Below are 24,819 nucleotides of genomic sequence, written 5' to 3' on the forward strand. Positions count from 1 at the left end.
ATTGTCATAAGCTGCGCCGCTGAATGCAAGGCGTTCTGTCACTCGGTCTGATTAGCGTCATTTTGGGTGGCGCCATTACCCGGAATGAAACGACGTAAATTCAGAGCGCTCAAACCGCTCGCACGGACCGTGCCATCGGCCACGGTAGCGGCGTTAACATCTTCCGAGACAGTAAACCGAATCAATCCAAGCCGCTGGCCACCGTCGGTCATGATATCGACACGCCACTCGCCAGAGGGGTCTTGAGGGAAATTCTGTTTATGGCTCCAGGCGCGGTATCCCTGTTCGCGGCCGCCGTTGATCGCCAGTGCAACGGTATCCAGCGCTTTTCCATTATGATGCCACGCATGGTAAATCGTTTCGCTCAGCCCTCGCGGGGCGCGAATGGCCGTATAGACGTACAGGCCGTTGCTGCGAATGGCCTCGGGCGTTAGGGTCAGCGACCCTTGCGGGGCGCGCTGCTGCCTATCGAAAGCGGGGGAGAGCGCCGTGCTGGTCATCCACAGGCTGGCGGGCGGTACCCATACGCGGCCAAGCCATGCCCCGTAGGCCAGTACCACGGTAAGCGCAAAAAATCCCAACCAGCGCGCGAGAGAGCGTTTTTTGAGTAGATGCCAAAAGCTGGGCAGCGCCACGAGTACCGTCAAGACTAAGGCAAGTAGCATGCTCTGGCCGGTGGTCAGGTGAACCATGATGGGGAGTATCACCAGCAGAACAAGAAAGACGCACTGAGCATGAAACATGAAATAGAGGCTGCGCCAGCGGCCCGCGAGTTTGTAGTAGAGCGGGTCAATGATCGACCACACGGCCATGCCTATGACCAAGAGCGCGAAGAGTGCTTGTCCACTGTTCCACACCGTAGTGACTAGAATAAAGGGCAGGGTGAAAAACAGCGTCTCTTGATGGATCATTTGCGCAATAAAGGCCGTTACGCCTCTCGGCAGCGTCGGGTGACCACGATGGGAGAGCCAGCGGCCAATCACACTTTCAGATAGCAGTAGTAGCCAAGCGAACAGCAGGCCGAGTGCCAAGGCTGCGCCTAGCCACTGCTGCCGATCCACCAAAAAAAAGCTGCCGAGCCCGGCCGCAAACGCCATCGGTGGCCAAAGCCAGCTCCAGGGCTTCAAGCGCTCGACGATTCGTTCGATGCATCCTTGCAGTGCTTCTAGTCGCGCGGGTGTGAGGAGTGTCCCCATAGCGTCAAAAACTCATCAATGAAACGTATATGATCGTTGGGATCGTGATTAAAGTCGATGTGACGACAAATTGTGGAAGAAAAAAGCGCAAGAAATGTGCTCATGGCCATGTGAACTGGGGGGCAAGCGAATTAGCCAAAAGTCAGGGCTTGACGTACTGATGTAACTCAACCAAGCTAAAGCAATCAAACGACCGTATGAAATGCGTGGCGGGCACGTTACCGACGTGCCAGCCCGAACTTGTGGAGAGAGCGCGAATGATCTATCAAGGCAATGCCATCACGGTGGAGCGTCGTGACACCCTGGGTGGCAATGACATCGCAATGCTCACTTTCGATTTGAAAGATGAGTCCGTCAACAAGCTATCTAGCGCCGTCGTGGCCGAGCTAGGCGACGCTGTCAAAGCGATTCAGGCCGAAAGTGGTTTGGAAGGGTTGATGATTCGCAGCGCCAAAGACGCCTTTATCGTCGGCGCCGACATCACAGAATTCCACAGCCTGTTCCACAAGGGCGAAGAGTACTTGGTGGAGATGAACCTCAAGGTTCACGACATCTTCAACGCCATTGAAGACCTGCATTTCCCTACGGTGACGGCAATCAACGGGTTGGCGCTGGGCGGCGGCTGCGAAGTCCTGCTAACCACCGACTTCCGCGTGATGAGTGAGAAAGCCAAAATTGGCTTGCCGGAAACCAAGCTGGGTATTCTGCCGGGGTGGGGCGGTTGCGTGCGTCTGCCGCGCCTGATCGGTGCCGATAATGCCGTCGAGTGGATTGCTGGTGGTACCGAAAACCGTGCCGATGCTGCCTTGAAAGTAGGCGCCGTGGATGCCGCTGTTGCCCACGAGCAGTTGGAAGAGGCGGCACTGGATATCCTCGACCGCGCTAATGCAGGCGAATTGGATTATCACGCTCGTCGCGAAGAGAAAAAATCACCGCTCAAACTCAACGCCATCGAACAAATGATGGCGTTCGAAACCGCTAAAGGATACGTCGCTGGCAAAGCGGGCCCGCACTATCCCGCCCCGGTTGAAGCGATCAAAGTGATCCAAAAAGGCGCCGGTGAGACCCGCGCCCGCGCTCAAGCCATCGAAGCCAAGTCGTTCGCCAAATTGGCGCTAAGCAGCGTTGCCTTCAACTTGGTGGGCCTGTTCCTGAACGACCAAGTGGTCAAGAAGAAAGGCAGCAAGTACGAGAAGCAGGCGCAGCCGGTCAAGCAAACCGCCGTGTTGGGTGCTGGCATCATGGGCGGGGGGATCGCCTACCAGAGTGCCAGCAAGGGCACACCGATCCTGATGAAAGACATCAAGGACGATGCCATCGAGCTTGGCCTCAAAGAAGCCCGCAAACTGTTCGCTAAACAGGTAGAGCGTAAGAAGCTCACCACCGAGCAGATGGCCGAAAAACTCTCCAATATCCGTCCAACCCTCTCTTACGGCGATTTCGGTAATGTCGATTTGGTCGTAGAAGCGGTGGTCGAGAACCCCAACGTCAAAGACGCCGTGTTGACCGAAGTAGAAGACAAGGTAAGTGAGAACACGATTCTGACTTCCAACACGTCGACCATTTCGATTAACCGTCTGGCTAAGAACCTGAAGCGCCCGGAAAACTTCTGTGGCATGCACTTCTTCAACCCCGTGCACCGCATGCCGCTGGTGGAAGTCATTCGTGGTGAGAAAACCTCGGACGCCGCCGTTGCCGCAACCGTGGCTTATGCTCGGGCCATGGGTAAAACCCCCATCGTGGTGAATGACTGCCCTGGGTTCCTGGTCAACCGTGTGCTTTTCCCTTACTTCGGTGGCTTTAGCTTCCTGGTCGAGCAAGGTGCCGACTTCCAGCGCGTCGATAAAGTCATGGAGAAGTTTGGCTGGCCAATGGGCCCGGCGTACCTGCTGGACGTCGTCGGCATGGATACCGCCGTGCACGCCAATGATGTGATGGCTGAGGGCTTCCCAGATCGTATGGCACGTGAGGGTAAAACGGCTATTCAGGTCATGTACGATAACAAGCGCTTGGGCCAGAAGAACGACAAAGGCTTCTACGCCTACGAAGAAGATAAGAAGGGTAAGCCGAAGAAAGTGAGCGACGAGCAGGCTTACGCACTAGTAAAAGAAGTGGTGAAAGAGCAAAAAGAGTTTTCGGATGAGGACATCATTGCTCGCATGATGGTGCCGCTGTGCCTTGAGACCGTGCGTTGCTTGGAAGATGGCATCGTCGATACGCCCGCAGAAGCCGACATGGCGCTGATTTACGGCATTGGCTTCCCTCCCTTCCGTGGCGGTGCGCTGCGCTACATCGACACGCTGGGCGTGGCTGAGTTCGTCGCGATGGCGGATCGTTTGGCAGAAGAACTAGGGCCGCTGTACGCGCCTACCGAGAAGCTCCGCGCCATGGCCAAGAGCAACGAGCAGTTCTATGCGGGCGCCACGGCAAGCGCTCAGGCCTAAGTCACCACCCACAGGAGAAATAAGATGAGTTTGAATCCGAGAGATATCGTGGTGGTGGACGGTGTTCGTACCGCCATGGCGAAAGCGAAAAACGGCGCTTTCCGCAACGTGCGTGCCGAAAACCTCTCCGCTGCCGTGATGCAGGCGCTGTTTACCCGAAACCCTAATCTGGATCCGTCGGAAGTAGACGACGTGATCTGGGGCTGCGTCAATCAGACACTAGAGCAGTCCATGAACATCGCTCGCAACGCGGCGATCATGACCGGTATTCCTCGTACGGTGCCTGCCCAAACGGTGAACCGCCTCTGCGGCTCTTCGATGACCGCACTGCATATTGCTGCTGCAAACATTAAGGCGGGCATGGGTGATTTTTACGTGATCGGCGGTGTTGAGCACATGGAGCACGTACCAATGGCTCACGGCGTCGACGTGAATCCGGCGGCGAGTAAATACGCGGCCAAAGCCGCCATGATGATGGGGCTCACGGCGGAACTGCTGGGTAAAATGCACGGTATTTCCCGCGAAGATCAGGACAAGTTCGGTGTCCGTTCGCATCAACGTGCACAAGCGGCGATGGAGAAGGGCTACTTCGACAATGAGATCATCGGCGTCGAAGGTCACGACCAGCGTGGCTTCAAAGTGCTTGTGAAAAACGATGAGGTGATTCGCGCCGATGCCAGCCTGGAATCCATGGCGAACCTGAAGCCGGTCTTCGATCCGCGTAACGGTACCGTGACGGCGGGCACTTCGTCAGCGCTTTCAGTGGGCGCTTCCGCCATGGCCGTGATGAGCTACGAGCGTGCCCAGGCGCTGGGGCTGGAGCCGATTGCCAAAGTACTCTCAACCGGTGTCGCAGGCTGCGATGCATCTATTATGGGGTATGGTCCGGTACCTGCATCTAAAAAAGCCTTGAAAGCGGCTGGCTTGTCTGCAGCGGATATTCAAACCGTCGAGCTGAACGAGGCATTTGCCGCCCAGGGGCTGCCGGTGTTGAAAGACCTAGGCTTCCTGGATGTCATGGACGAAAAAGTGAACCTGCACGGCGGTGCCATCGCCTTGGGTCACCCGTTAGGCTGCTCCGGGTCGCGCATTTGCACGACACTGCTGAACGTCATGCAGCAGCGCGATACCACCCTGGGCCTAGCTACCATGTGTATTGGCATGGGACAAGGGGTTGCCACGGTGTTCGAGCGTTTGAAGTAATATGCGCTCTTCCCCGTAATGAAAACGGCACCCTGAGCGGTGCCGTTTTTCGTTTCAAGATGTTAAAACAATCCGTTATCCAACCCAGCAGCAAGGGTCATGCCCAGCTCTTCGGCTTGGCTGATAAACGCCTCTTGCCACTCGCCGCGAAAAATCAGAGGGTCCTGCACCCAACGCCAGCGTAGTCCCGTAACGATACTTTCCACTGCCCGACGAGTACCCGTTCCATCATGGCCCGCGCGGATGTAGAGCGCGCAGGGCAGGCCCTGCTTCTCTTCCAGTACGCCGTAGTAGCTGCGGTCGAAAAAGTCCTTTAGCGCGCCGCTCATGGTGCCTAGGTTTTCGGTAGTGCCCAATACGATACCGTCACAATCGAGGATGTCCGTCGGTCCTGCGTCGAAAGGCGTTTTGACGATGCACGTCACTGACTCGATATCCTCATGTTCTGCACCTCGCTGTACGGCCTCGCTCAAGGCGCGGGTATTGATGGAGGGGGAGTGGGCCACGATTAATAGACGTTTCATTCGGCGTTCTTCAGGCAATTGGCGGTAAGTTCAAGAGGTGCCACACTGTAAGCACTCCATGGCACAGCCTAGTCGCCTTTGGGTAAACCAATCAAACGCTCTCACACGGCATCTTGGATAGGGTATCAAGCGTTGAACGATCAACCAGGGAATTGCGTCATGCGCCAGCAGACCAAAGCGATAGGGATCACCACTTTTTGCACATTGGCACTCTTATTGGCAGGGTGTGCCGGCCCATCACGCCCGCCTGCCGATAACGAGCGCTCGGCGGCTCCTGCCGTCAATCAAGTAGCGACAGTGCCTAGCGCGCAGATAGCGCAGCCATCTTCCGTGGTGCGCGCCGATGATTGGGCGCCGCCACTGCAGGTGAGTCCAGAAGAAGAGGCCGCTTATTACGTCAGCCGCTTGGCGGATCGCCGGTTCGTCAGCCAGTATGGAGGCCCCGATAACTCAAGGCCTTGGTACATCGCCGCCGAGCGACTAGGCGACATCGGCCTACCGGCAGTGCCGCTGTTGTTCTCGAGATTACACACCGATGACGCTTATGAGTTGATGCTGGTGCTATACGCGCTTCAGCTCGCCACACAGGATCCGCTTGTGACGTTTCAAACGGACGGTGACTACATTCAATTGCCCTCCGTATTAGACCCTAACGCAAATGCGGAAAATCGGCGAATTGCGCAGCAGTGGTGGGAACGCCATTCGTCGCGATTAGAGTTTCGCTAAATCATTCGCTACATTATGGCTTGCTATTACATCCGTAGAATAGGAGAGCATGATGGCTTTTGCACTATCCTCAATGAGCGTCACTAGCTCGGCGTTTGCGAATCACCAAGCGATTCCTGCCAAGCACACGGGCGAGGCTGAAGACGTTTCCCCAGCGCTTGCGTGGGAGGGGGCGCCGGAAGGTACTAAGGGGTTTGCGGTGATTTGTCATGACCCAGATGCGCCACTGGTGAAAGAGGGCAGTTATGGTTTCGTTCACTGGGTGCTGTACAACCTGCCTGGTGAGACCACTTCGCTGGAAGAAAGTACTGCGCTGGGCACGTCCGGTATCACCGATTTCGGTAAATTGGGATATGGCGGGCCTATGCCGCCGGAAGGACATGGCAGCCACCTGTACTACTTCTGGGTACTGGCGCTGGACAAGCAGACGTCACTGCCCGAAGGGCTGACGTTGCCTGAGCTACTCCAGGCCGTGGAACCCCATCTGCTGGGAATGAATCGCTTGGTAGGTACTTACCAGCGAGGCTAAACCGGCATTAGGCTGGAGCATTGCGCTCAAGCCGTGTAGGCTCCGTCGCTTGCTACTGTTTGCGTGACTGTCTGCTGCGATGGAGTCTTTAATGAGTGACCTGCCTAACTGCCCTACCTGTGCCTCTGAGTTTACCTACGATGATGGCCTTCAGTATGTTTGCCCCGAGTGTGGTCACGAGTGGTCGAAAGCGCCAAGCGCCAGCGAAGCGGACTTGGATGATGGCATTCGTGATGCAAACGGCAACCTGCTCGTCGATGGTGACTCGGTGACCGTGATCAAAGATCTCAAGGTCAAAGGCAGCTCCTCGGTCGTCAAAGTAGGCACCAAAGTCAAAAACATTCGATTGGTGGACGGCGATCACGACATCGACTGTAAAGTCGACGGTATTGGTCCTATGAAATTGAAGTCCATGTTCGTCAAGAAAGTCACCTCTTAATCCCGCCTTCTGACAGCCTGCCGCTTGCGAGCAGGCTTTTTTATGTCCATGTCATAGTTTTCCTAAATGATAATGATTGGCTTTTTTGATGTTATCAGCCGCGAACGTGCTAAGAAGTCGCGCTATTTGATAAGGATTTTGCAGAAGGGCTTCACATCAAATTTATACAGGACTAAAATGGTACCCAATTAGCGGGTAGGCCAACGGTTCGGCCCAACGCGATGGCAAACGGAGTGACTATGCTCAAGCTTTCTCGGCTGACAGATTATGCCGCTGTGGTGATGGCACAAATTGCCCGTCATCCCCAGGCGTCGCATGCGGCGGCTGACTTAGCAGACGCGGTACAGCTACCCCATCCCACCGTGAGTAAAACCCTTAAAATGCTGGTGAAAGCAGGACTCTTGGAGTCGCAGCGTGGGGTTCAAGGTGGTTATCGCCTAGCGCGGCCAGCGTCGCACATCACGGCGGCTGACATTATCAGTGCCATTGAAGGCCCCGTCGCGATGACCGAGTGCAGCCAAGCCGAAGGTGAGTGCGACTTGGTGGCCACCTGCGGTGTGGCCGACAACTGGCAGCGAGTATCGCTGGCCATTCGTACGTTACTCGAAAGTGTGACGTTGGCGCACTTGGCCGACACGACACCTATCAAACTGCCCGTACAGTTACCGATCCAAAGCATTAGCCTATCGGCGGCATCCGCATAAGCCGCTAGGTCTATCACCCTATTGACGGCGAGCTGACCTCGCCACCCAACTGCCCGGAGGGTATCACCATGGCAAGCGAAGAAATGGAACAGTTGGTTCGTCGCGAGTACAAAGATGGTTTTGTAACCGATATCGAAAGCGACACACTGCCACCTGGCCTTGATGAAAACACCATTGCCTTCATTTCCAAGAAGAAAGGCGAGCCCGAGTGGATGTTGGAGTGGCGTCTGGATGCGTATCGTCAGTGGTTGAAGATGGAAGAGCCATCCTGGGCGCACCTCGACTATCCGCCCATCGATTATCAAGAGATCTCCTATTTCAGTGCGCCCAAGCGCCCAGAAGATCGTCCCCAAAGCCTCGACGAGGTAGACCCTAAACTGCTGGAAACCTACGAGAAACTGGGTATTCCGCTGCACGAGCGTGCCGCCCTGGCAGGGGTTGCCGTCGATGCGGTCTTCGACTCCGTCTCGGTTGCGACGACCTTCAAAAAAGAGCTGGCGGAAGCGGGCGTGATTTTCTGCTCCATTTCCGAAGCGATTCGTGACTACCCGGATTTGATCAAGCAGTACCTGGGTACGGTAGTGCCCGTGGCTGATAACTATTTTGCTGCGCTAAACTCCGCCGTGTTCACTGATGGCTCGTTCGTGTTCGTGCCAAAAGGCGTGAAGTGCCCGATGGAGCTGTCTACCTACTTCCGTATTAACGCGGCCAATACGGGCCAGTTCGAGCGCACGCTGATCATCTGCGAGGATCGTGCCGAGGTCTCCTACCTGGAAGGCTGCACCGCACCCATGCGCGATGAAAACCAGTTGCACGCTGCCGTGGTCGAACTGGTTGCATTGGACGATGCCTACATCAAGTACTCCACCGTACAGAACTGGTATCCCGGTGACGAAGAGGGTAAGGGCGGCATCTATAACTTCGTGACCAAGCGCGGAGACTGCCGTGGTGAGCGTTCCCGCATCAGCTGGACACAGGTCGAAACCGGCTCGGCGATCACCTGGAAGTATCCTTCTTGCGTACTGCGTGGCAAAGACAGCATCGGCGAGTTCTACTCCGTTGCCGTTACCAATGGCCGCCAGCAGGCGGATACCGGCACCAAGATGATTCACATTGGTGAGGGTACTCGCTCCTACATCGTCGCCAAAGGCATTTCGGCGGGTAAGAGCGACCAGTCCTACCGTGGTCTCGTCAAAATCGGGCCGCGTGCCAAGGGTGCGCGTAACTTTACCCAGTGCGATTCACTGCTGATCGGCGACAAGTGCGGGGCACACACTTTCCCGTATCAAGAAATCGGTAACAGCACGGCGACCATCGAGCACGAAGCAACGACCTCCAAGATTGGTGAAGATCAGCTCTTCTACTGCCAGAGCCGCGGTATCTCCGAAGAGGACGCGGTCAGCATGATCGTTAACGGTTTCTGTAAAGACGTTTTCCAGGAACTGCCGATGGAATTCGCAGTTGAGGCGGAAGCACTGCTAAATGTCACTCTGGAAGGCGCGGTGGGCTAACCGCACCGGCACCCAACTCATTTTAAGGGCGTCGCGCTCGCGACCCGCAAGCATTTAAAAGGCGATCACTATGTTGCAAGTTAATGATTTACACGTCACCGTCGAAGGTAAAGAGATTCTGAAAGGCTTGACGCTCACCATCAATGCCGGTGAAGTTCACGCCATCATGGGCCCCAACGGCGCGGGTAAATCCACGTTGTCAGCAGTTATTGCTGGTAAAGATGGCTATGAGGTGACCCAAGGCAGCATTACGTTCGAAGGTCAGGACGTACTGGAGATGGAAATCGAAGAGCGCGCCCAAGCGGGTCTGCTGCTGGGTTTCCAATACCCGGTCGAAATTCCGGGCGTGAAGAACATCTACCTGCTGAAGTCCGCGCTGAACGCTCAGCGGGCTGCGCGCGGTGAAGGTGAAATGCCTGCCCCCGAATTCATGAAGCTGGTGAAAGAGAAGCTTGGCTTCATGAAAATGGACGCCAGCTTTCTGCAGCGTGCGGTGAACGAAGGCTTTTCCGGCGGTGAGAAAAAGCGTAATGAAATCCTGCAGATGCTGGTGCTTCAGCCAAAGATGGCCATGCTCGACGAAATCGACTCTGGCCTCGACATCGACGCCATGAAAGTCGTCGCTGACGGCGTGAACAGCCTGCGTGCCGAAGAGCGTGCCATTCTATTGGTCACCCACTATCAGCGCCTGCTGGACTACATCGTACCGGACAAAGTCCACGTTCTGGTCGACGGCCGCATCGTCAAAACCGGCGATGCCGAGCTTGCCAAAGAGCTAGAGGCCAACGGTTACGAAGGCATTGAGGAGTCCGTGGCATGAGCGATACCCAAACCTTTCTGGACACGCTAGCGGCGCGCAGTCAGCAGCGCGCTGGAGAGCCTACCTGGATCGCTGCTCGCCGTCAGGCGGGCGCGGCTCGCTTCGAAGCAATGGGCTTCCCGACCCGCCGCGATGAAGAGTGGAAATACACCGATGTTCGCGCCATCGCCCAGGGCAACTTTGCCTTGGCAGAGAACGCCGAGTTCTCTCAGGCCCAGGCGGCTGCCCTCACGCTGCCCCTGGATGCTTACCGGCTGACGTTCGTGGACGGTGTGTTTTCGGCAGCGCTATCGGACCTCGATGCGCTTCCCGACAGCGTTCAGGTCATGCCGCTCTCCAAAGCGCTGACGGATAACCATGAAGCCGTTGGAGGGCCGTTGGGTCGTTTGACCGGTGTCGACTTCTCGAGCTTTGCTGCGCTGAACACGGCCTTTATGGAAGAGGGCGCTGTGGTGCGTATCGCCCCCGGCACCGTAGTCGAAAAGCCCATTTTGCTACAGTTCCTTTCCCGCGCGGGCACGCCGGTGATGAGCCATCCACGCATTCTGGTGGAAGCCGCTGGGCGTAGCGAAGCGACACTGATCGAGCACTACGTAGGAGAGGCGGATGCCACCAACTTCACCAACGTGGTGGCTGAGTTGATGCTGGATCGTGGGGCGATTTTGAACCACTACAAGCTGCAGGAGGCGCCGCTCGGCGATCTGCATGTAGCGAGCATCCACGTAGAGCAGAATCGTGACAGCCGCTACACCTCGCACAACTTGAATCTGGGTGGCGCGCTGGTGCGTAACGACCTGATCAGCGATTTGAATGGGCAGGGCGCTGAGACGAACTTCTACGGCCTGTTCTTTGGCCAGGGGCGTCAGCACGTGGACAACCACACCAAGGTCAACCACAACGCCCCGCTGACGTTCTCGAACGAAAACTACAAAGGCATTCTGGATGACCGCGCTCACGGCGTCTTCAACGGTAAGGTCTACGTGAAGCGCGACAGCCAGAAGATCGAAGGTTTCCAGAGCAACCAGAACCTGCTGCTATCGGATCGCGCGCAAATCGACGCAAAACCCGAGCTCGAAATCTATGCCGACGACGTGAAGTGCTCCCACGGTACCACTACCGGTCAGTTGGACGAGGACGCGATCTACGCACTGCGTACCCGCGGTATCGACGAAGCCACCGCCCGTGGCCTTCTGACACTGGCGTTTGCTGGGGAAGTGCTGGAGCAAGTGGCACTGGATGCCGTCGCTGAGCGCGTCGAGTTGGCGGTGGCGGGTAAATTGCCGGAGCGTTTCAATCTGGCCGGACTGGTCGAAGCGGCGGCTGCGCTCAACGATTAATCAAGGAGTCATCGATGCCCCATAGCGTGATTGAGAAGCCCATGGCGGGCAGCACTGCGGCGTATGACGTTGAGGCACTGCGTGGCGACTTTCCGATTTTAAATCGTGAAGTGCACGGTAAACCACTCGTCTATTTGGATAACGCGGCGACCAGCCAAACGCCACAACAGGTGATCGAGGTGTTTAGCGACTACTATTCGCGCTATAACGCCAACATTCACCGAGGGCTGCACACGCTGGCCGATGAAGCGACAGCCGCTTTTGAAACCACACGTCATCGTGTCAAAGCGTTTCTCAATGCTGAAGATGCTCGCCAAATCATTTTCACGCGGGGTACTACCGAGGCCATCAATCTCGTCGCGCAGAGCTGGGGGCGCAGCTCACTCGGCGCGGGTGACGAGGTATTGATCTCGATGCTGGAGCACCACTCTAACATCGTGCCTTGGCAGCTGTTGGCAGCCGAGCGAGGGGTCACCATCAAGGTGATTCCGGTCGATGCTCGCGGTTCGCTCGATATGCAGGCGTACCGTGAGCTGTTGAACGAGCGCACCAAGCTAGTGGCCGTGAATCATGTCTCCAATGCACTGGGCACGATCAACCCGGTGAAAGAGATGGCGGCATTGGCGCATCAGCACGGCGCATTGATCCTGGTCGATGGCGCCCAGGCCACGCCGCATCAGCAGGTCGATGTTCAGGAGATAGACGCCGATTTCTACGCTTTCTCAGGTCATAAAGTATACGGCCCCACGGGCGTAGGCGTGCTTTACGGCAAGCAGGCGCTACTAGAGGCCATGCCGCCTTGGCAGGGTGGTGGTGAGATGATTAGCACCGTCTCTTTCGATGTTGGCACTACCTTTGCCGATATTCCTCATAAATTCGAAGCGGGCACGCCCGCCATTGCCGAGGTCGTGGCACTAGGGCGCGCCTTGGAGTGGATGGAAGGCGTCGGTGTCGACGCGATTAGTGCCTGGGAAACGGTATTGCTGGACCATGCGACTCAGGCCGTCAACCAGATCGACGGCCTGCGTATCCTGGGAACCGCGCCCCATAAAGCGGGTGTTCTCTCCTTTGTGGTCGAGGGTGCGCATGCCCAGGACATTGGCCTGCTTATCGACCAGTTAGGCGTCGCGATTCGCACTGGACACCACTGTGCTCAGCCGCTGCTTCACCATTTTGGTGTCGAGGCAACCTGTCGTGCCTCGTTTGCGGCGTATAATACGCTCGACGAAGTGGATATCTTCGTGGCAGCGCTCAACCGCGTGATTGGGATGGTACGTTAAGGACTGCTATGGATATCGAGCAAGTGGCCAGCCTCGAACGAGGCCAACAACTACCGCTGCAACGAGATGTCGACGCTATCGCCATTCCGTTTGGCAAAACGGAGACGCTGGCGGAAGATAGTGTCGTCAGCGTCATGCAAGCCAAAGGCAGCTCGGTCAGTGTCGGGTTCGAAGGGCGTTTATACTTGATCGAAGGACGTCATTTGGACGCGCTGGGGCTAGAGCCGCTCCCACGGCCGACGCTCCCTGAGAGCGCTAGCGATGAAGAGATCGAGCAGTTCGTGTGGGATCAGTTGCGCACCTGTTTCGATCCCGAAATACCGGTCAACATCGTTGATCTAGGGTTGGTATATGGCTGCCGAATCGAGCGCTTGATCAGCGGCGAGCGTATGGTGACTATCCGTATGACGTTGACCGCGCCAGGGTGTGGAATGGGGGACGTGATTGCCGCCGATGCGCGCAACAAAATCCTGGGAGCGCCGCAAATCAACAAGGTGCATACCGAGATCGTCTTCAGCCCGCCCTGGAGTCGTGACATGATGAGCGACGAAGCCAAGCTAGAGCTCGGCATGTTCTAACCCCTGTTGGGGAGCTGGATGCACAGCCTGTTATTACGTTGGATGAAGCGTTTGCTAATGTCGCTAGGAGCCTTGTTGCTGCTGGCGACATTGCTGTTTATAGCCGGTAATTTGTGGGTGCTCGCGAGCACCACACGCTATATCGACGGCCACTGGGCGCAGTGTCGTCCGACCGATGTGGCGATTGTGTTTGGCACCTCTCACTGGACGCGCAGTGGTCTGCGCAACCCTCACTTTCATGCCCGCATGCGAACCTCAGCGCGCCTTGTGGCTGACCAGCGTGTGAAGCATCTGCTGATCTCCGGGGACAATCGCACCCAGGCGTATAACGAGCCGCGCGCCATGTGGCGAGACCTGTATCGCCGAGGGGTGTCCGCGGAGCAGCTGACGATGGATTTCGCTGGCTTTAGCACCTACGACACGATGGTGCGTGCGCGAGATGTGTTTCAGTTGGATGAGGCGCTATTGGTCACTCAGAGCTGGCATTTGCCTCGGGCCATCTTTATTGGTCGAGCGCTAGGCATGGACGTGACGGGCTGCATCGCAGAGGAGCAACCCGCAGCAGACGAGTGGCGGCTGAGGATGCGCGAGTGGGTCGCACGCATTGCCACGTTGGGAGACCTATACCTCTGGGGAAGGGAGCCTTACTTTCTTGGTCCCGCTGAGCCGATCGATCTACAGCCGCAGAGCAGTAGTGCGACTGAAAGCAGCAAACCGGCACTCGAAACGACCGTTAATAGCGATGCTGCTCTACTGTTATTGCAGACGCAGGAGGATGAAAGGGGGATAGAGCCGAGTGCCGAGGAGTACTTAACCCCTAATGCCCGATACTAGCGCCGGGCTTTGCGTTTTTGCAGGCTATACAGCTCCCGGATAAGCTTTCGGCAACCCTGCATGCACTCGTCCACGACCGGCTCGATGGGATCGGGCAGAGGGTGAGTGAATAGCGTTGAAAGGGCCTGCATGAGTACACGCTCTTGTTCCAACAGCTCATTGATCAATACTTGGCTATCGTTGCCCACGAAACTCTTCAAACGGCTCCACAGCCACAGAAAATCGTCCCGCTCGACATCCGCATCCCGTGGCAGCATTTTCAGGTGAGCACGGGCAAGCTCCTGCAACGTGCGCATTTGTTGGAGTCGCTCAGTATAGTGCGGCTTCAGTGCATCGCGCAGCGAGGGGCGCAGGCGTTCGATATTGTCCTGGAAATAATCAATGCTATCGGCCAGCGCTTCCAGCACGCTGTCCATCGCCACTTGGCGATTGTCGAGAAACATGAGCGTCTACCTCCTTCGGTGACGCAGATTGTGGGGGTGGCAGCGTTGATTTGCCACCCCTAATGGGGATTATTTTTGCAATTGACCGTTAGCCTTTAGGCTTGGGTGGTGCTTTGCGAGCAGGCACTGCATTCTTTTCGATATGCTCGATGATCATGCCGGCAATATCCTTGCCGGTGGCGCTCTCGATGCCCTGTAGTCCGGGAGACGAGTTGACTTCCATGATCACCGGGCCGTGGTTCGAGCGAAGCAAATCCACGCCCGCGACGCGCAGTCCCATCGCCTTGGCTGCACGAATTGCGGTGGAACGCTCTTCGGGGGTAATGCGAATCACGCTAGCGGTGCCGCCGCGGTGTAGGTTAGAGCGGAATTCGCCCTCTGCCGCTTGTCGCTTCATCGAAGCGACGACCTTATCACCAATGACGAAACAGCGAATATCGGCGCCGCGTGCTTCCTTGATGTACTCCTGCACCATGATATTGGCTTTCATGCCCATGAAGGCTTGAATTACGGACTCTGCGGCTTGGTTGGTTTCTGCCAATACCACACCAATGCCTTGAGTGCCTTCCAGTAGCTTGATGACCAGGGGGGCACCCTTCACCATGGTGATCAGGTCGGGAATGTCGTCAGGGGAGTGAGCAAAACCAGTAATGGGTAGGCCCAAGCCTTTACGGGAGAGCAGCTGCAGCGAACGCAGCTTGTCACGGGAGCGAGTAATCGCGACCGAGTCGTTGAGGACGTAAGTGCCCATCATTTCGAACTGACGTAGCACCGCACAGCCGTAAAAAGTCACCGACGCGCCAATACGAGGGATGACCGCATCGAACGGCTCGATTTCCGCGCCTTTATAGTGAATAGAAGGGTGGTGCGAGGCGATGCTCATATAGCAGCGCAGGGTATCCACAACCCGGGCAGTGTGGCCGCGCTGTTCGGCGGCTTCCACCAGTCGGCGGGTAGAGTAGAGGTTGCGATTACGCGAAAGCAGGGCAATATGCATGCAAGGCTCCGGGTTGAAAAAGTTGCCGTTTAAAAGTGTTCAAGGCTCGCCGTGCAAAAAAGCGGCACCGGGGGCGACGAGCAGGCGGCGCATGGCACGCCTGCCCAGCAACATCGCGTGGCGCATATTGCGACGGTCGGTCAGGGTGAGTTCAACCGGAAAGTTCAGTTCGCCCAGTTGCATAGGGGTTCTAATCACATAGCGCCACTCGCTATGGCCGTTTGAGCTGGTGACGCGTCGACGGTCGTGTAGGTGTAAACGGTAGCGGTGTGCTGGGGTTTCTGGTCCGCCGCTATGGGTCAAAAAACTCACCCATAGCTGCCCGTCGGCATCTTCGTGGGTTTCGATCTCTTCGGCGTGCAGTGCCGACGTGCGCGCACCAGTATCGGCTTTGCAGCAGAGGTGAAGCCCTAACTCAGGTAACGTCACCATTTCGCGGCGGCCGATGACCGCTTTGGCCTGATAGGGTAATTCCTTCACAGTGCACTCCTGACGATATAAGAAAAACAAGACATAGTGATGACGTTTGTTGTTAGCCGTTATGCGAAGACTGCATGGCCGATAAACGCGCCTGGATAGCGGAACCCGCAGGCGCGTCACGTAGGGTAAGCATAACGGGTAAGCGTAGACGAGGAATCAACGCAATGTCGCGTACCACGGAGGCAAAGTGGCTGCGCTCGTCTTCCGCCAAGCGCTGTAGGAACCGGGGAAGGCGTTCGGCGTCTTCTAGCCATGGCCAGCCGCGTCCGGCCATGGCGGCCATCAAATCTGGGCCGCAGGCTGCCGGGTCGTTTAGCAGGTGGCTATACCATTCGCCTGCTAGAGCTCCACGGGAGCTGCCAACGGACCGCACGCAGGCGCACAGCGTTTCTAAATCTCCCTCGCTGGCTGCCACCTCGCCACGCGCGCGCAGAGCTTCGACGAGTGCATCCGGCAAGGGTTGGTGCTCCAAGCAGTAGCATAAGGAGTGGATCACACTTGTCGGCAGGCCGGGAATGCGGCCGGCGAGCGCCTCTGCGGTCTCGTTATCCAAGCGAACGACGTAATCGGCAATGCCTTGTAGCCCCAACGCTTGCCAGTCGATCGTCTGTTGGCCGCTCAAATACGCTTCCACAGCCTCTAGGTGCTGGCTGGCAGATAGGCCATGGGCATGGGTAGCCCGGGCATTGAGCATGGCCTGAAAAGTAATGTCCGGCGTAAACGCCAGTGGATTATCTTTCATCAGATGATCGACGTCTGCCGTGTCGGCGGCGCCCAGGTCGGTGGCGGCGGCATTGCGCCCAAGCGTTTCCAACAGACGGTTGATGAAACCGTCACGCTGGGCAGGCGAGAGCATGCCTTGCTCGTCCAGTGGCAGTGCCAAGAACCAAATGGCAGGCTCTTCCATGGCTCCCAAACGGAAGACGATGGCGAGCCGTGCCTGACCCTGCCAAGGCTCGGGCCATGCGTGCTCGGCGTTCTCGAAAGCGCGCAATATGTCTCGTGGACACGCCGTGACCCGGCGCCCCATATGGTAAAGCGATACCTCCGCACCGCTGCGCGTAAAAAACTCATCAAGGGTGTGAATTGGCTGCATGACATCCTTCCGCTTTTCAAGCCTGCACTCTACCTTGCTAGTTTGCCACTGTCAGCCGCAACCGCTGATTAATCCGCGCTTTATTGTCTAGGTGGTTAAAAATTGAACAACGTGGTGTAAGCCGCGTGAGAGTAGCGGTGGCGACACCTTTCCATAGTTTATCCACAGCCTCTTGCAGGTTTTCTGTGAATCTGTGAATAACGACTTCGATAGAGGCGTACGAGTGGCAACTTACCCACAGAGTTGGGATAATGGATGTCAACATTGTTCAACCCCAAGGTGTTTATGAGCGTCCATCAACAGCTTCAAACCGCGCTTCTCGAGCTTGAAGCCGCCATGAAGGCCGCGAATTTATGGCGCACCCCTACGCCCGAGGCGTCGGCGTTTGCCAGCCAGCAGCCTTTCTGTATCGATACCATGTCGTTGCCTCAATGGGTGCGTTATGTGTTCATTGCGCGACTGAACGCGTTAATCGATGCCAAAGCCGCCATGCCTGCCAAGTGCGACGTTGCCCCTGCGGTGGCGGCTTACATGATGCAGGAGAAGTTCCGGGCCAGTGACCAAGTGCTCGTCGTCAAAGCAGTGGAGCGTGTCGACCAAATCGTCACCGAGAATTAAGAGCGCGTCTCATCAACGAAAATGCCCAAGGCGCTCGCCCTGGGCATTTTTTTGTGGAGACTGCGTCGCTTCAGAAACGGTAGCTCAATCCTGCCATGACGACCATGGGGTCAATGGCAACGGTGCCTGCAGCGGCACCATTGACGGTGGCATCGGTATCGATGTCCAAGTACCAGGCGGCAGCATTCAATGCCCAATGTTCGTCGATCAGCAGGTCGACACCAATTTGGGCGGCAGCGCCCCAGGAGTCGTCGAGATCGAGTTCGCCAATCGCTAGCTGCTCATCGGAGAAGCGTGTGTAATTGATGCCTGCGCCAACGTAGGGCTGTACGCGAGCGTCGCTTCCGCCCAACGGATAGTACTGCAAGGTTAAGGTCGGCGGCAGGTGCTTGGTAGAGGCGAGGTTCTCGCCATTGAGTTGGATGTCGTGCTCAAAGGGGAGTGCGGCCAGCAGCTCGACGCCCAGCTTATCGTGGAAGCGGTAGCCCAAGGTGAACGCGAAGTCGGTTTTATCCTGAACATCCACTGCGAAGGCACCGCCTGCCAGCGAGCCGTTGTCGCTCTTGGGGGCTACTTTAGCGACCCCTACACGGGTGAAAAAGTCGCCGGCACCGTAGGCAATGGCTTGGCTGCTGATGGCCAAGGTGGCAGCGGCAAACCCAGTGGCGAGTAAGGTGGGAAGTGATAAAAGGCGCATGGCGTCGCTCCTGACCGTTCATTTTAGGGAAGTGAGTTGCTTAGCGATCATGCGGACAGTGTATCGAGTCAGGGCGAAGGCGTTCTTGACCTGGAGCAATCGCGGTGCTCTTGTGGCTCGAAACTTTCGACACAAAGTACCGCGCACAAAAAAGCTCAGCGGGTTGCCCCGCTGAGCTTTTTGCATCCGATCTTGGATTACGCTTCTTGACGGTCGATATGCTTGTACTCACCGGCGTCTGCCGTCACGCTGCTGACGACCAGAATGGCGATGAACGAGGCGATGAAGCCTGGAATGATTTCATACACGCCGGGACCACCCATGAAGGAGCCGTTCCAGCCCAGTGCAATCCATACCATGACGGTGACTGCGCCGACGATCATACCGGCTACCGCGCCCGCACCGTTAGTACGTGGCCACATCAGTGACAAGATGATCAGCGGGCCAAAGGCTGCACCAAAGCCCGCCCAGGCGTTACTGACCAGACCCAGCACTTGGGAGTTTTCGTCAGAGGCAATAAAGGCTGCCACAATACCGACCAGCACGACGCAGACGCGTCCCACTGCCACACACTGCTGCTCAGTGGCATTTTTGTGCAGGAAGAGACGATAGAAATCCTCGGTCAGCGAGGAAGAGGAGACGAGCAGCTGACTAGAGATGGTGCTCATGATGGCCGCCAGCAGCGCCGCATACAGGAAGCCGGTGATCAACGGATGGAACAGCAGGTTGGCTAGAATAATGAAGATGGTTTCTGGGTCTTGTACGTCCAGCCCATTACGAACGGCAAACGCACGACCTGCCAAGCCCAGAGAAACGGCTCCAATGAGCGATACCAGCATCCATCCCATGCCAATGTTGCGCGCAATGGGCACATCCTTTTGTGAGCGGATGGCCATGAAGCGCACGATGATATGCGGCTGACCAAAATAGCCAAGGCCCCAAGTAACCGCTGACAGCCAGCCGATAAAGGTCAAGCCGGTCGTCCAAGAGAGCAGGGTGGGGTCAACGCTATTCAGCGTTTCGGAGGCCTGGGAGAAACCGCCGCCGCCTTCGCCGAACAGTACTACGGCTGGCATGATGATCAGCGCCAACATCATGATGCAGCCCTGCACGAAGTCGGTCATGCTCACCGCCAAAAAGCCGCCCACGACGGTATAGATCAATACCACGCCCAGGGTGATGACCACGCCCATGGCGTAGTTGCTCATGTCACCGAAGTTATAAACCCCCGTGAATGCGCTTTCGAACAGCTTGCCGCCAGCGACGAGGCCCGACGCCGTGTAAACGGCGAAGAAAATCACGATGACGATGGCCGATACCGTGCGCAGTGACAGCGCCCGGGTCGGGAAGCGATTGGCCAAAAAGGCCGGGATGGTGATGGCGTTACCGTAGTGAATGGTCTGCTCACGCAGGCGTGGCGCCACCAGCAGCCAGTTAAAGAACGCCCCGACCAGCAAGCCGATCCCGATCCAGGCGGAACCCAGGCCCGATACGAACATGGCGCCGGGCAACCCCAACAGCAGCCAGCCGCTCATGTCCGAAGCGCCCGCGGAAAGTGCGGCGACCTGTGGGCTAAGAGTTCGCCCCCCCAACATATAGTCTTCAGAAGAAGACGTGGATTTGCGCATTGCATACACGCCAATGGCGATCATCAGCGCAAAGTAACCAAATAAGCTAATCCAGACACCTGTAGCCATGAAACTTCTCCAATTTGTGAGGACGACGCTACGCTACGTACAAAAGCGACTGCGGGTGCTGACCCTTTTGTACACGGCGAGCGTCGACAGGGGCTGCGTTGGCCAGGCCATGGCGGCCATCAGCAGCCTTGTTGTTGTTAATCCTGAGTCGCTCTTCTACTGCCAAGCGTCGCGCATTCGCTCGACGAAGCATGAGAGAATTGATGGGTACGTGCGTATCTCGTGTTCCCCGTGCCCGGCGGGAGGCCCGTGAAGGCCCCCCGCGTCAAGGCAGTTGCTCTATTATTGTCAACCATGAGACGGTTCCTTTTCAGGAGTTCAGGTTAGTTGTATGGACAAGCCGTTACTCATCCCCTAGCGCCAGAAGTGACGCGTTGCCACCTAGGGCGGCGGTGTTGTTAGTAATCGTTTTTTCGGTCACGAAGCGCTGCAAATAGTGCGGTCCGCCTGCTTTCGGGCCAGTGCCGGATAGCCCCTGTCCACCGAACGGTTGAACGCCCACGACAGCCCCGATGATATTACGGTTGATATACACATTGCCTACTCGAATTTTCTGCGCTATTTCAGCGGCAAAGGATTCATTACGGCTATGTACCCCAAATGTCAGGCCATATCCACGGCCGTTGATGTCGTTGATGACCTTGTCCAACTCGCGTGCTTTGTAGCGCACGATATGCAGGATGGGGCCAAACTGCTCGCGGGTAAGGGCATCGATGCTATCGATGGTAAAGGCCACTGGCGGCACGAACGTACCGTGCTGGGTGTGTTCAGCGGCCATAGGCGTTTCGGCGACTAAGCGGTTTTCGCCTTTGAGCTTTTCGATGTGCGCCATTAAGCCTTTACGCGCGTCTTCATCGATGACGGGGCCGACATCGGTGCCCAGGTCGCGGGGGTCGCCGATCCGCAGTTCGCTCATCGCACCCTTGAGAATTTCGATGACGCGATCAGCGACGTCTTCCTGAAGGTAGAGCACTCGCAGGGCCGAGCAGCGCTGACCGGCACTCTGGAACGCCGATTGAATCACATCCACGACGACCTGCTCCGGCAGGGCCGTCGAGTCGACGATCATCGCGTTCATACCGCCGGTTTCGGCGATCAGCGTGGGTAGCGGCGCATTTTCGCGGGCGGCCAATGCGCGGTTGATGATTTGCGCCGTGTCGGTGCCGCCGGTGAAGACCACGCCGGTAATGCGCGGGTCAGACGTCAATACGCTGCCCACGGTCGGGCCGTCGCCCGGCAACAGCTGCACCACGTCGCGGGGCATACCGGCTTCGTACAACAGCTCGATGACGCGGTGGGCAACGATCGAGGTTTGCTCGGCGGGTTTTGCCAGCACCGTGTTGCCTGCAACGGCGGCGGCAACGATTTGTCCGCAGAAGATCGCCACCGGGAAGTTCCAGGGGCTGATGGCTGCAAACACGCCTTTACCACCCATGGTCAACCGGTTGGACTCACCGGTCGGGCCAGGCAGTTCGATCGGCTCGCCAAACGACGCCTCGGCACGCATGGCATAGTAGCGGCAGAAATCGACCGCTTCCTTGATTTCATCGACGCCATCGGTGAGCAGCTTGCCGCCCTCGCGGGAGCAGAGCGTCATCAGCTCCGCCATGTGCTCTTCCATCAGATCGCCCAGCCGACGCACAATCGCCGCGCGCTCGGCGACGGGCGTCGCGTCCCAGCGTGGAAAGGCTTCCCAGGCGGCATCGAGGGCTTTCGCCGCTTGCTCTTTACTGGTCCACTGCACGCTACCGACGGTTTGGCGACGATCGAATGGCGACGTTACGCGATGCGTGTTGGCGCTGTCATCGGCCACATCGAAGGCTAGCAGCGGCTTGGTGGGGTACTGCTTGTCCATGAACCCGCCCATCTTCTCCATCAGCGGGTAGTAGTGGCTACGGATATTGAGATTGACCCCGCGTGAGTTGCGACGTTTGGGTCCATAGATGTCTTTCGGCAGCGGAATACGCTTGTTATAGAACGTTTTCTGTTGACGCAGGGTGTCAATGGGGTGCTGGCACAGCGACTCTACCGGCACGTCGGGATCGACGATCTGGTGAACGAACGATGAGTTGGCGCCGTTTTCCAGCAGGCGACGAACCAAGTAAGGCAGCAGGTCTTTATGAGCCCCGACCGGCGCGTAGATACGGCAGTAGGTGCCTTTGGGCGCACGCTCCAGGGCCGCATCATAAAGCGCTTCGCCCATACCGTGCAGACGCTGGAATTCGAACGGGCGCTTGTCGTGGTTCGCGAGTTCCAAAATGGTGGTGACGGTGTGGGCGTTATGCGTCGCGAACTGCGGGAAGATGCGGCCACGGGTGTCGTCAGAGAGCAAGAACTGCGCACAGGCCAAATACGCTACGTCGGTACACGCCTTGCGGGTGTAAACCGGGTAACCATCGATACCCAACTGCTGCGACTCTTTGATCTCGCTGTCCCAGTACGCCCCTTTGACCAAACGCAGCGGAATTTCATCGCCCTGTTCGTCGGCCAAGCGGTTGATGTAGTGCAGCACCGGTAGTGCGCGCTTCGAGTACGCCTGTACCACTAGGCCAAAGTGACCCCAGCCTTTGACGGCGTCGCTTTGATAAATCGCACGGAACACTTCCAGTGAGAGTTCCAGCCGATCGACTTCTTCGGCATCAATGGTAACGGCCACGTCTAGCGCGCGTGCTTTGGTGACCAGCTGGTTGACGGTATCCACCAACTCGGCCAGCACTTGCTCTCGGCGGCCGAATTCATAGCGCGGGTGAAGAGCGGAAAGCTTGATGGAGACCGAGGGGGCAGGCGTCTTGTCGCCCAGGGACTTACACGCTTTACCGACTTGCTCGATGGCACGGGCGTAATCGTCGAAATAGCGCTTGGCGTCGGCGCGGGTGCGGGCGGCTTCGCCCAGCATGTCGTAAGAGTAGGTGTAACCTTTATTGAACAGCGGCTTGGAGCGCTTTAGCGCTTCATTAATGTCGCGGCCCAATACGAATTGTTTACCCATGATTTTCATGGCTTCGGTCATTGCCCGACGAATGACCGGCTCGCCCATGCGGTTCACCATGCGATTGATGAAATGGGCGGGCTGGCCCTCTTTAGGGTGATCCAGCTTCAATACCCGGCCGGTCATCAGCAGGCCCCAAGTCGAGGCGTTGACCATCCACGACTCGCTCTTGCCGACGTGGGACTGCCAATCGGCTGGCCCCAATTTATCTTCGATGAGTGCATCGGCGGTAGCTTTGTCCGGAATACGCAACATCGCCTCGGCGAGACACATCAGCATGAGCCCTTCGTGGGTATCCAGGCTGTACTGTTGCAACAGCTCGTCGATGGTATCGACAGCGGTGTCCATGTTGCGAACGTCGCGTACCAGCGCTGCCGTGTTGGCTTCAATGCGCGCGAAATCGTCCTGATCGGCGTTGAGCAGCTTGATCAGCTCGCCCACGTAAGCATCTTCGTCGACGATGTAGTGTTCGCTGACACGCTGCATGAGCGTATCGAGGTCGGTTTGCCAGGTGGCAGAGTCACGCATTTTCTTAGCATTGAGCATTGGAGCCCCCGTAAGACAGGTCTGAAACGAGCAACTTTAACGATAGCTGGGTTGGCTACCGTTAAAAAAGTGATGGCAGGGCTGGTGCCCAGTCTGACGATCGAATTTAGAGCTAGCCGCCGTTAGGTGTATGTCGTTTTCATGGCAAAACGTGTCAATTTCTCGGCAAGCAGTACCTGTTTACGACTTTAGTAGAGTTGGCAGGCACTGGCGAGGGCTCAGTTCAACGGCGTCGTGTTCGTTTAACCGAATGCCTATCGGCGCGAAGAGAATATGCCCGGACTTACCGATGGACCGGAGGGTGGAAGAGCCGTTGAGTGGTTCGTTGAGCTGTGGACGGTATCGAGCGCCGGATTCGCGAAGCCTTGCCGTAACTGGCGTGGTGAAGCGCCATAGCTGCGCCGAAACGCGTGGGAGAGGGCGCTTTGATTGGCAAACCCCGTTTGGATGGCAATATCGGTCAACGGCAGGCGGCTCTGCATAATGAGCTGGCGCGCCGCGTGTAGCCGTTGCCTGCGAACATACTGCCAAGGCGATAGACCCGTTTGGGCGCGAAAACGCTCGGAGAAATGCGCTTCGCTCAGGCAGGCAAGCTTGGCTAGATCTGCCACGCGCAGCTCGTCAGCCAAATGACGACGGATAAAACGATCGATTTGATCGAGGTTGATCCGGCGCTGGTTCGTCGCGCCCGACGCACCCAATCGCGCTTTTAGCGAGCCCAGCAGCGTGGCGGCTAGACGGTCTTGTTGAAACGAGGTCGCCGAGTTGTCAAATCCTCGGGCCAGCTCGCTCTCCACAAAGGTTAGATAGTGGCGCAGTGGGCTATCCAGCGCGAAAAAACGCGGCGCATCGAAAAGCGCCACCAGCTCGCGATGTTCGCCGGTAAGGGCGGGCGCGTCCTCGGGCAGGTCCAAAATCAGTTGGCGATTGTGGCCATTGCCCGAATAGTAGTGTTCATGGTTGGCAGGTACTATGCAGCCGGAAAACGCATTCACACGCCCACCCAAGCCCTCGATCTCAAACTCCGACGAGCCACACAGTGTAATGACGATCTGATGAAAGTCGTGGGAGTGATGCTTCGTCGCCGTTTCCAGAGGTATTTGTCGGATGGTGCTCGGCATACGGTTCTCC

The 24,819-nt window shown here is 57.2% G+C and carries 23 protein-coding genes; 13 read left to right on the top strand and 10 right to left on the bottom strand.

Translation table 11 applies throughout. The annotated features are described in order from the left end of the window. Positions 1–38: 38 nt before the first annotated feature. Positions 39–1,196 carry a DUF5924 family protein gene (locus MHM37_RS11125; RefSeq protein ID WP_239296694.1) on the bottom strand — a complete coding sequence of 386 codons (1,158 nt, stop codon included), beginning with the start codon at positions 1,194–1,196 and terminating at the stop codon, positions 39–41. 257 nt (positions 1,197–1,453) lie between these two features. Between MHM37_RS11125 and fadB the strand changes: the two genes are divergently transcribed. Both fadB and fadA read left to right on the top strand, forming a co-directional pair. Beyond that, on the top strand, positions 1,454–3,640 hold the full coding sequence (gene fadB / locus MHM37_RS11130) for a fatty acid oxidation complex subunit alpha FadB (protein ID WP_239296696.1): 2,187 nt from the start codon (positions 1,454–1,456) through the stop codon (positions 3,638–3,640). 24 nt (positions 3,641–3,664) lie between these two features. Beyond that, complete coding sequence (gene fadA, locus MHM37_RS11135) at positions 3,665–4,843, top strand: acetyl-CoA C-acyltransferase FadA (RefSeq protein ID WP_139528435.1); 1,179 nt, start codon at positions 3,665–3,667, stop codon at positions 4,841–4,843. Between the two features lie 62 nt (positions 4,844–4,905). Here the strand turns inward: fadA and MHM37_RS11140 are convergent, their stop codons facing one another. Continuing rightward, the gene (locus MHM37_RS11140; protein WP_139528436.1) at positions 4,906–5,367 is read right to left on the bottom strand and encodes an NAD(P)H-dependent oxidoreductase; all 462 of its coding nucleotides are present in this window, start codon (positions 5,365–5,367) and stop codon (positions 4,906–4,908) included. A gap of 159 nt (positions 5,368–5,526) precedes the next feature. Between MHM37_RS11140 and MHM37_RS11145 the strand changes: the two genes are divergently transcribed. From MHM37_RS11145 to MHM37_RS11190, 10 genes are all read left to right on the top strand, one after another. Then, positions 5,527–6,093, top strand: coding sequence for a hypothetical protein (locus tag MHM37_RS11145; protein ID WP_239296698.1), 567 nt, complete (start codon positions 5,527–5,529; stop codon positions 6,091–6,093). Between the two features lie 52 nt (positions 6,094–6,145). Continuing rightward, positions 6,146–6,622 carry a YbhB/YbcL family Raf kinase inhibitor-like protein gene (locus MHM37_RS11150; protein WP_139528437.1) on the top strand — a complete coding sequence of 159 codons (477 nt, stop codon included), beginning with the start codon at positions 6,146–6,148 and terminating at the stop codon, positions 6,620–6,622. Between the two features lie 91 nt (positions 6,623–6,713). Then, on the top strand, positions 6,714–7,061 hold the full coding sequence (locus MHM37_RS11155; protein ID WP_139528438.1) for a zinc ribbon domain-containing protein YjdM: 348 nt from the start codon (positions 6,714–6,716) through the stop codon (positions 7,059–7,061). A gap of 239 nt (positions 7,062–7,300) precedes the next feature. Beyond that, positions 7,301–7,765 (top strand): SUF system Fe-S cluster assembly regulator, encoded by a 465-nt coding sequence (locus tag MHM37_RS11160; protein WP_139528439.1) that lies wholly within the window; start codon positions 7,301–7,303, stop codon positions 7,763–7,765. A gap of 68 nt (positions 7,766–7,833) precedes the next feature. Further along, positions 7,834–9,276 (top strand): Fe-S cluster assembly protein SufB, encoded by a 1,443-nt coding sequence (sufB, locus tag MHM37_RS11165; protein WP_139528440.1) that lies wholly within the window; start codon positions 7,834–7,836, stop codon positions 9,274–9,276. 70 nt (positions 9,277–9,346) lie between these two features. Beyond that, on the top strand, positions 9,347–10,096 hold the full coding sequence (gene sufC, locus MHM37_RS11170; RefSeq protein ID WP_239296700.1) for a Fe-S cluster assembly ATPase SufC: 750 nt from the start codon (positions 9,347–9,349) through the stop codon (positions 10,094–10,096). After that, complete coding sequence (gene sufD, locus MHM37_RS11175; protein WP_219863300.1) at positions 10,093–11,433, top strand: Fe-S cluster assembly protein SufD; 1,341 nt, start codon at positions 10,093–10,095, stop codon at positions 11,431–11,433. Before sufC ends, sufD begins: the two co-directional genes overlap by 4 nt. Before the next feature lie 14 nt (positions 11,434–11,447). Next, the gene (locus tag MHM37_RS11180) at positions 11,448–12,713 is read left to right on the top strand and encodes a cysteine desulfurase (RefSeq protein ID WP_153843936.1); all 1,266 of its coding nucleotides are present in this window, start codon (positions 11,448–11,450) and stop codon (positions 12,711–12,713) included. 8 nt (positions 12,714–12,721) lie between these two features. Beyond that, entirely contained in the window at positions 12,722–13,291 is a 570-nt protein-coding gene (sufT, locus tag MHM37_RS11185) for a putative Fe-S cluster assembly protein SufT (protein WP_139528444.1), read from the top strand. An 18-nt stretch (positions 13,292–13,309) separates the two neighbouring features. Then, positions 13,310–14,125, top strand: coding sequence for an ElyC/SanA/YdcF family protein (locus MHM37_RS11190; RefSeq protein ID WP_139528445.1), 816 nt, complete (start codon positions 13,310–13,312; stop codon positions 14,123–14,125). Here the strand turns inward: MHM37_RS11190 and MHM37_RS11195 are convergent. From MHM37_RS11195 to MHM37_RS11210, 4 genes are all read right to left on the bottom strand, one after another. Then, positions 14,122–14,568, bottom strand: a complete 447-nt coding sequence (locus MHM37_RS11195) for a hypothetical protein (RefSeq protein WP_139528446.1) — start codon at positions 14,566–14,568, stop codon at positions 14,122–14,124. The two genes, MHM37_RS11190 and MHM37_RS11195, sit on opposite strands and share 4 nt — an antisense overlap. Before the next feature lie 88 nt (positions 14,569–14,656). Beyond that, positions 14,657–15,565, bottom strand: a complete 909-nt coding sequence (rimK, locus tag MHM37_RS11200; protein WP_139528447.1) for a 30S ribosomal protein S6--L-glutamate ligase — start codon at positions 15,563–15,565, stop codon at positions 14,657–14,659. Positions 15,566–15,604: 39 nt separating this feature from the next. Next, positions 15,605–16,045 (bottom strand): RimK/LysX family protein, encoded by a 441-nt coding sequence (locus tag MHM37_RS11205; protein ID WP_139528448.1) that lies wholly within the window; start codon positions 16,043–16,045, stop codon positions 15,605–15,607. Positions 16,046–16,097: 52 nt separating this feature from the next. Then, positions 16,098–17,141, bottom strand: a complete 1,044-nt coding sequence (locus tag MHM37_RS11210; RefSeq protein WP_239296702.1) for a DUF3549 family protein — start codon at positions 17,139–17,141, stop codon at positions 16,098–16,100. Between the two features lie 285 nt (positions 17,142–17,426). On the opposite strand from MHM37_RS11210, the gene MHM37_RS11215 reads away from it, so the two are divergent. After that, the gene (locus tag MHM37_RS11215) at positions 17,427–17,759 is read left to right on the top strand and encodes a YqcC family protein (protein WP_139528492.1); all 333 of its coding nucleotides are present in this window, start codon (positions 17,427–17,429) and stop codon (positions 17,757–17,759) included. 70 nt (positions 17,760–17,829) lie between these two features. Here MHM37_RS11215 and MHM37_RS11220 read toward each other — a convergent pair whose 3' ends face one another. The 4 genes from MHM37_RS11220 to MHM37_RS11235 form a co-directional block, all read right to left on the bottom strand. After that, positions 17,830–18,456: an OmpW family outer membrane protein gene (locus MHM37_RS11220; RefSeq protein ID WP_239296704.1), complete on the bottom strand. Its 627-nt coding sequence runs from the start codon at positions 18,454–18,456 to the stop codon at positions 17,830–17,832. A gap of 197 nt (positions 18,457–18,653) precedes the next feature. Beyond that, positions 18,654–20,153, bottom strand: a complete 1,500-nt coding sequence (gene putP, locus MHM37_RS11225; RefSeq protein WP_139528451.1) for a sodium/proline symporter PutP — start codon at positions 20,151–20,153, stop codon at positions 18,654–18,656. A gap of 343 nt (positions 20,154–20,496) precedes the next feature. After that, positions 20,497–23,688 (bottom strand): bifunctional proline dehydrogenase/L-glutamate gamma-semialdehyde dehydrogenase PutA, encoded by a 3,192-nt coding sequence (gene putA / locus MHM37_RS11230; RefSeq protein WP_239296705.1) that lies wholly within the window; start codon positions 23,686–23,688, stop codon positions 20,497–20,499. A gap of 254 nt (positions 23,689–23,942) precedes the next feature. Beyond that, a complete protein-coding gene (locus MHM37_RS11235; RefSeq protein ID WP_153843942.1) occupies positions 23,943–24,809 on the bottom strand; it encodes an AraC family transcriptional regulator in 867 nt (288 codons plus the stop codon). Between the last annotated feature and the right edge of the window lie 10 nt (positions 24,810–24,819).

The sequence above is a fragment of the Halomonas sp. MMH1-48 genome (assembly GCF_022348105.1).
GTDB classification, from domain to species: domain Bacteria; phylum Pseudomonadota; class Gammaproteobacteria; order Pseudomonadales; family Halomonadaceae; genus Vreelandella; species Vreelandella piezotolerans.

Excerpts from the sequence above, each read along its gene's own strand:
- MHM37_RS11125 (WP_239296694.1), bottom strand. The coding sequence starts at position 1,196 with ATGGGGACACTCCTCACACCCGCGCGACTAGAAGCACTGCAAGGATGC.
- fadB (WP_239296696.1), top strand. The coding sequence starts at position 1,454 with ATGATCTATCAAGGCAATGCCATCACGGTGGAGCGTCGTGACACCCTG.
- fadA (WP_139528435.1), top strand. The coding sequence starts at position 3,665 with ATGAGTTTGAATCCGAGAGATATCGTGGTGGTGGACGGTGTTCGTACC.
- MHM37_RS11140 (WP_139528436.1), bottom strand. The coding sequence starts at position 5,367 with ATGAAACGTCTATTAATCGTGGCCCACTCCCCCTCCATCAATACCCGC.
- MHM37_RS11145 (WP_239296698.1), top strand. The coding sequence starts at position 5,527 with ATGCGCCAGCAGACCAAAGCGATAGGGATCACCACTTTTTGCACATTG.
- MHM37_RS11150 (WP_139528437.1), top strand. The coding sequence starts at position 6,146 with ATGGCTTTTGCACTATCCTCAATGAGCGTCACTAGCTCGGCGTTTGCG.
- MHM37_RS11155 (WP_139528438.1), top strand. The coding sequence starts at position 6,714 with ATGAGTGACCTGCCTAACTGCCCTACCTGTGCCTCTGAGTTTACCTAC.
- MHM37_RS11160 (WP_139528439.1), top strand. The coding sequence starts at position 7,301 with ATGCTCAAGCTTTCTCGGCTGACAGATTATGCCGCTGTGGTGATGGCA.
- sufB (WP_139528440.1), top strand. The coding sequence starts at position 7,834 with ATGGCAAGCGAAGAAATGGAACAGTTGGTTCGTCGCGAGTACAAAGAT.
- sufC (WP_239296700.1), top strand. The coding sequence starts at position 9,347 with ATGTTGCAAGTTAATGATTTACACGTCACCGTCGAAGGTAAAGAGATT.
- sufD (WP_219863300.1), top strand. The coding sequence starts at position 10,093 with ATGAGCGATACCCAAACCTTTCTGGACACGCTAGCGGCGCGCAGTCAG.
- MHM37_RS11180 (WP_153843936.1), top strand. The coding sequence starts at position 11,448 with ATGCCCCATAGCGTGATTGAGAAGCCCATGGCGGGCAGCACTGCGGCG.
- sufT (WP_139528444.1), top strand. The coding sequence starts at position 12,722 with ATGGATATCGAGCAAGTGGCCAGCCTCGAACGAGGCCAACAACTACCG.
- MHM37_RS11190 (WP_139528445.1), top strand. The coding sequence starts at position 13,310 with ATGCACAGCCTGTTATTACGTTGGATGAAGCGTTTGCTAATGTCGCTA.
- MHM37_RS11195 (WP_139528446.1), bottom strand. The coding sequence starts at position 14,568 with ATGTTTCTCGACAATCGCCAAGTGGCGATGGACAGCGTGCTGGAAGCG.
- rimK (WP_139528447.1), bottom strand. The coding sequence starts at position 15,565 with ATGCATATTGCCCTGCTTTCGCGTAATCGCAACCTCTACTCTACCCGC.
- MHM37_RS11210 (WP_239296702.1), bottom strand. The coding sequence starts at position 17,141 with ATGCAGCCAATTCACACCCTTGATGAGTTTTTTACGCGCAGCGGTGCG.
- MHM37_RS11215 (WP_139528492.1), top strand. The coding sequence starts at position 17,427 with ATGAGCGTCCATCAACAGCTTCAAACCGCGCTTCTCGAGCTTGAAGCC.
- MHM37_RS11220 (WP_239296704.1), bottom strand. The coding sequence starts at position 18,456 with ATGCGCCTTTTATCACTTCCCACCTTACTCGCCACTGGGTTTGCCGCT.
- putP (WP_139528451.1), bottom strand. The coding sequence starts at position 20,153 with ATGGCTACAGGTGTCTGGATTAGCTTATTTGGTTACTTTGCGCTGATG.
- putA (WP_239296705.1), bottom strand. The coding sequence starts at position 23,688 with ATGCTCAATGCTAAGAAAATGCGTGACTCTGCCACCTGGCAAACCGAC.
- MHM37_RS11235 (WP_153843942.1), bottom strand. The coding sequence starts at position 24,809 with ATGCCGAGCACCATCCGACAAATACCTCTGGAAACGGCGACGAAGCAT.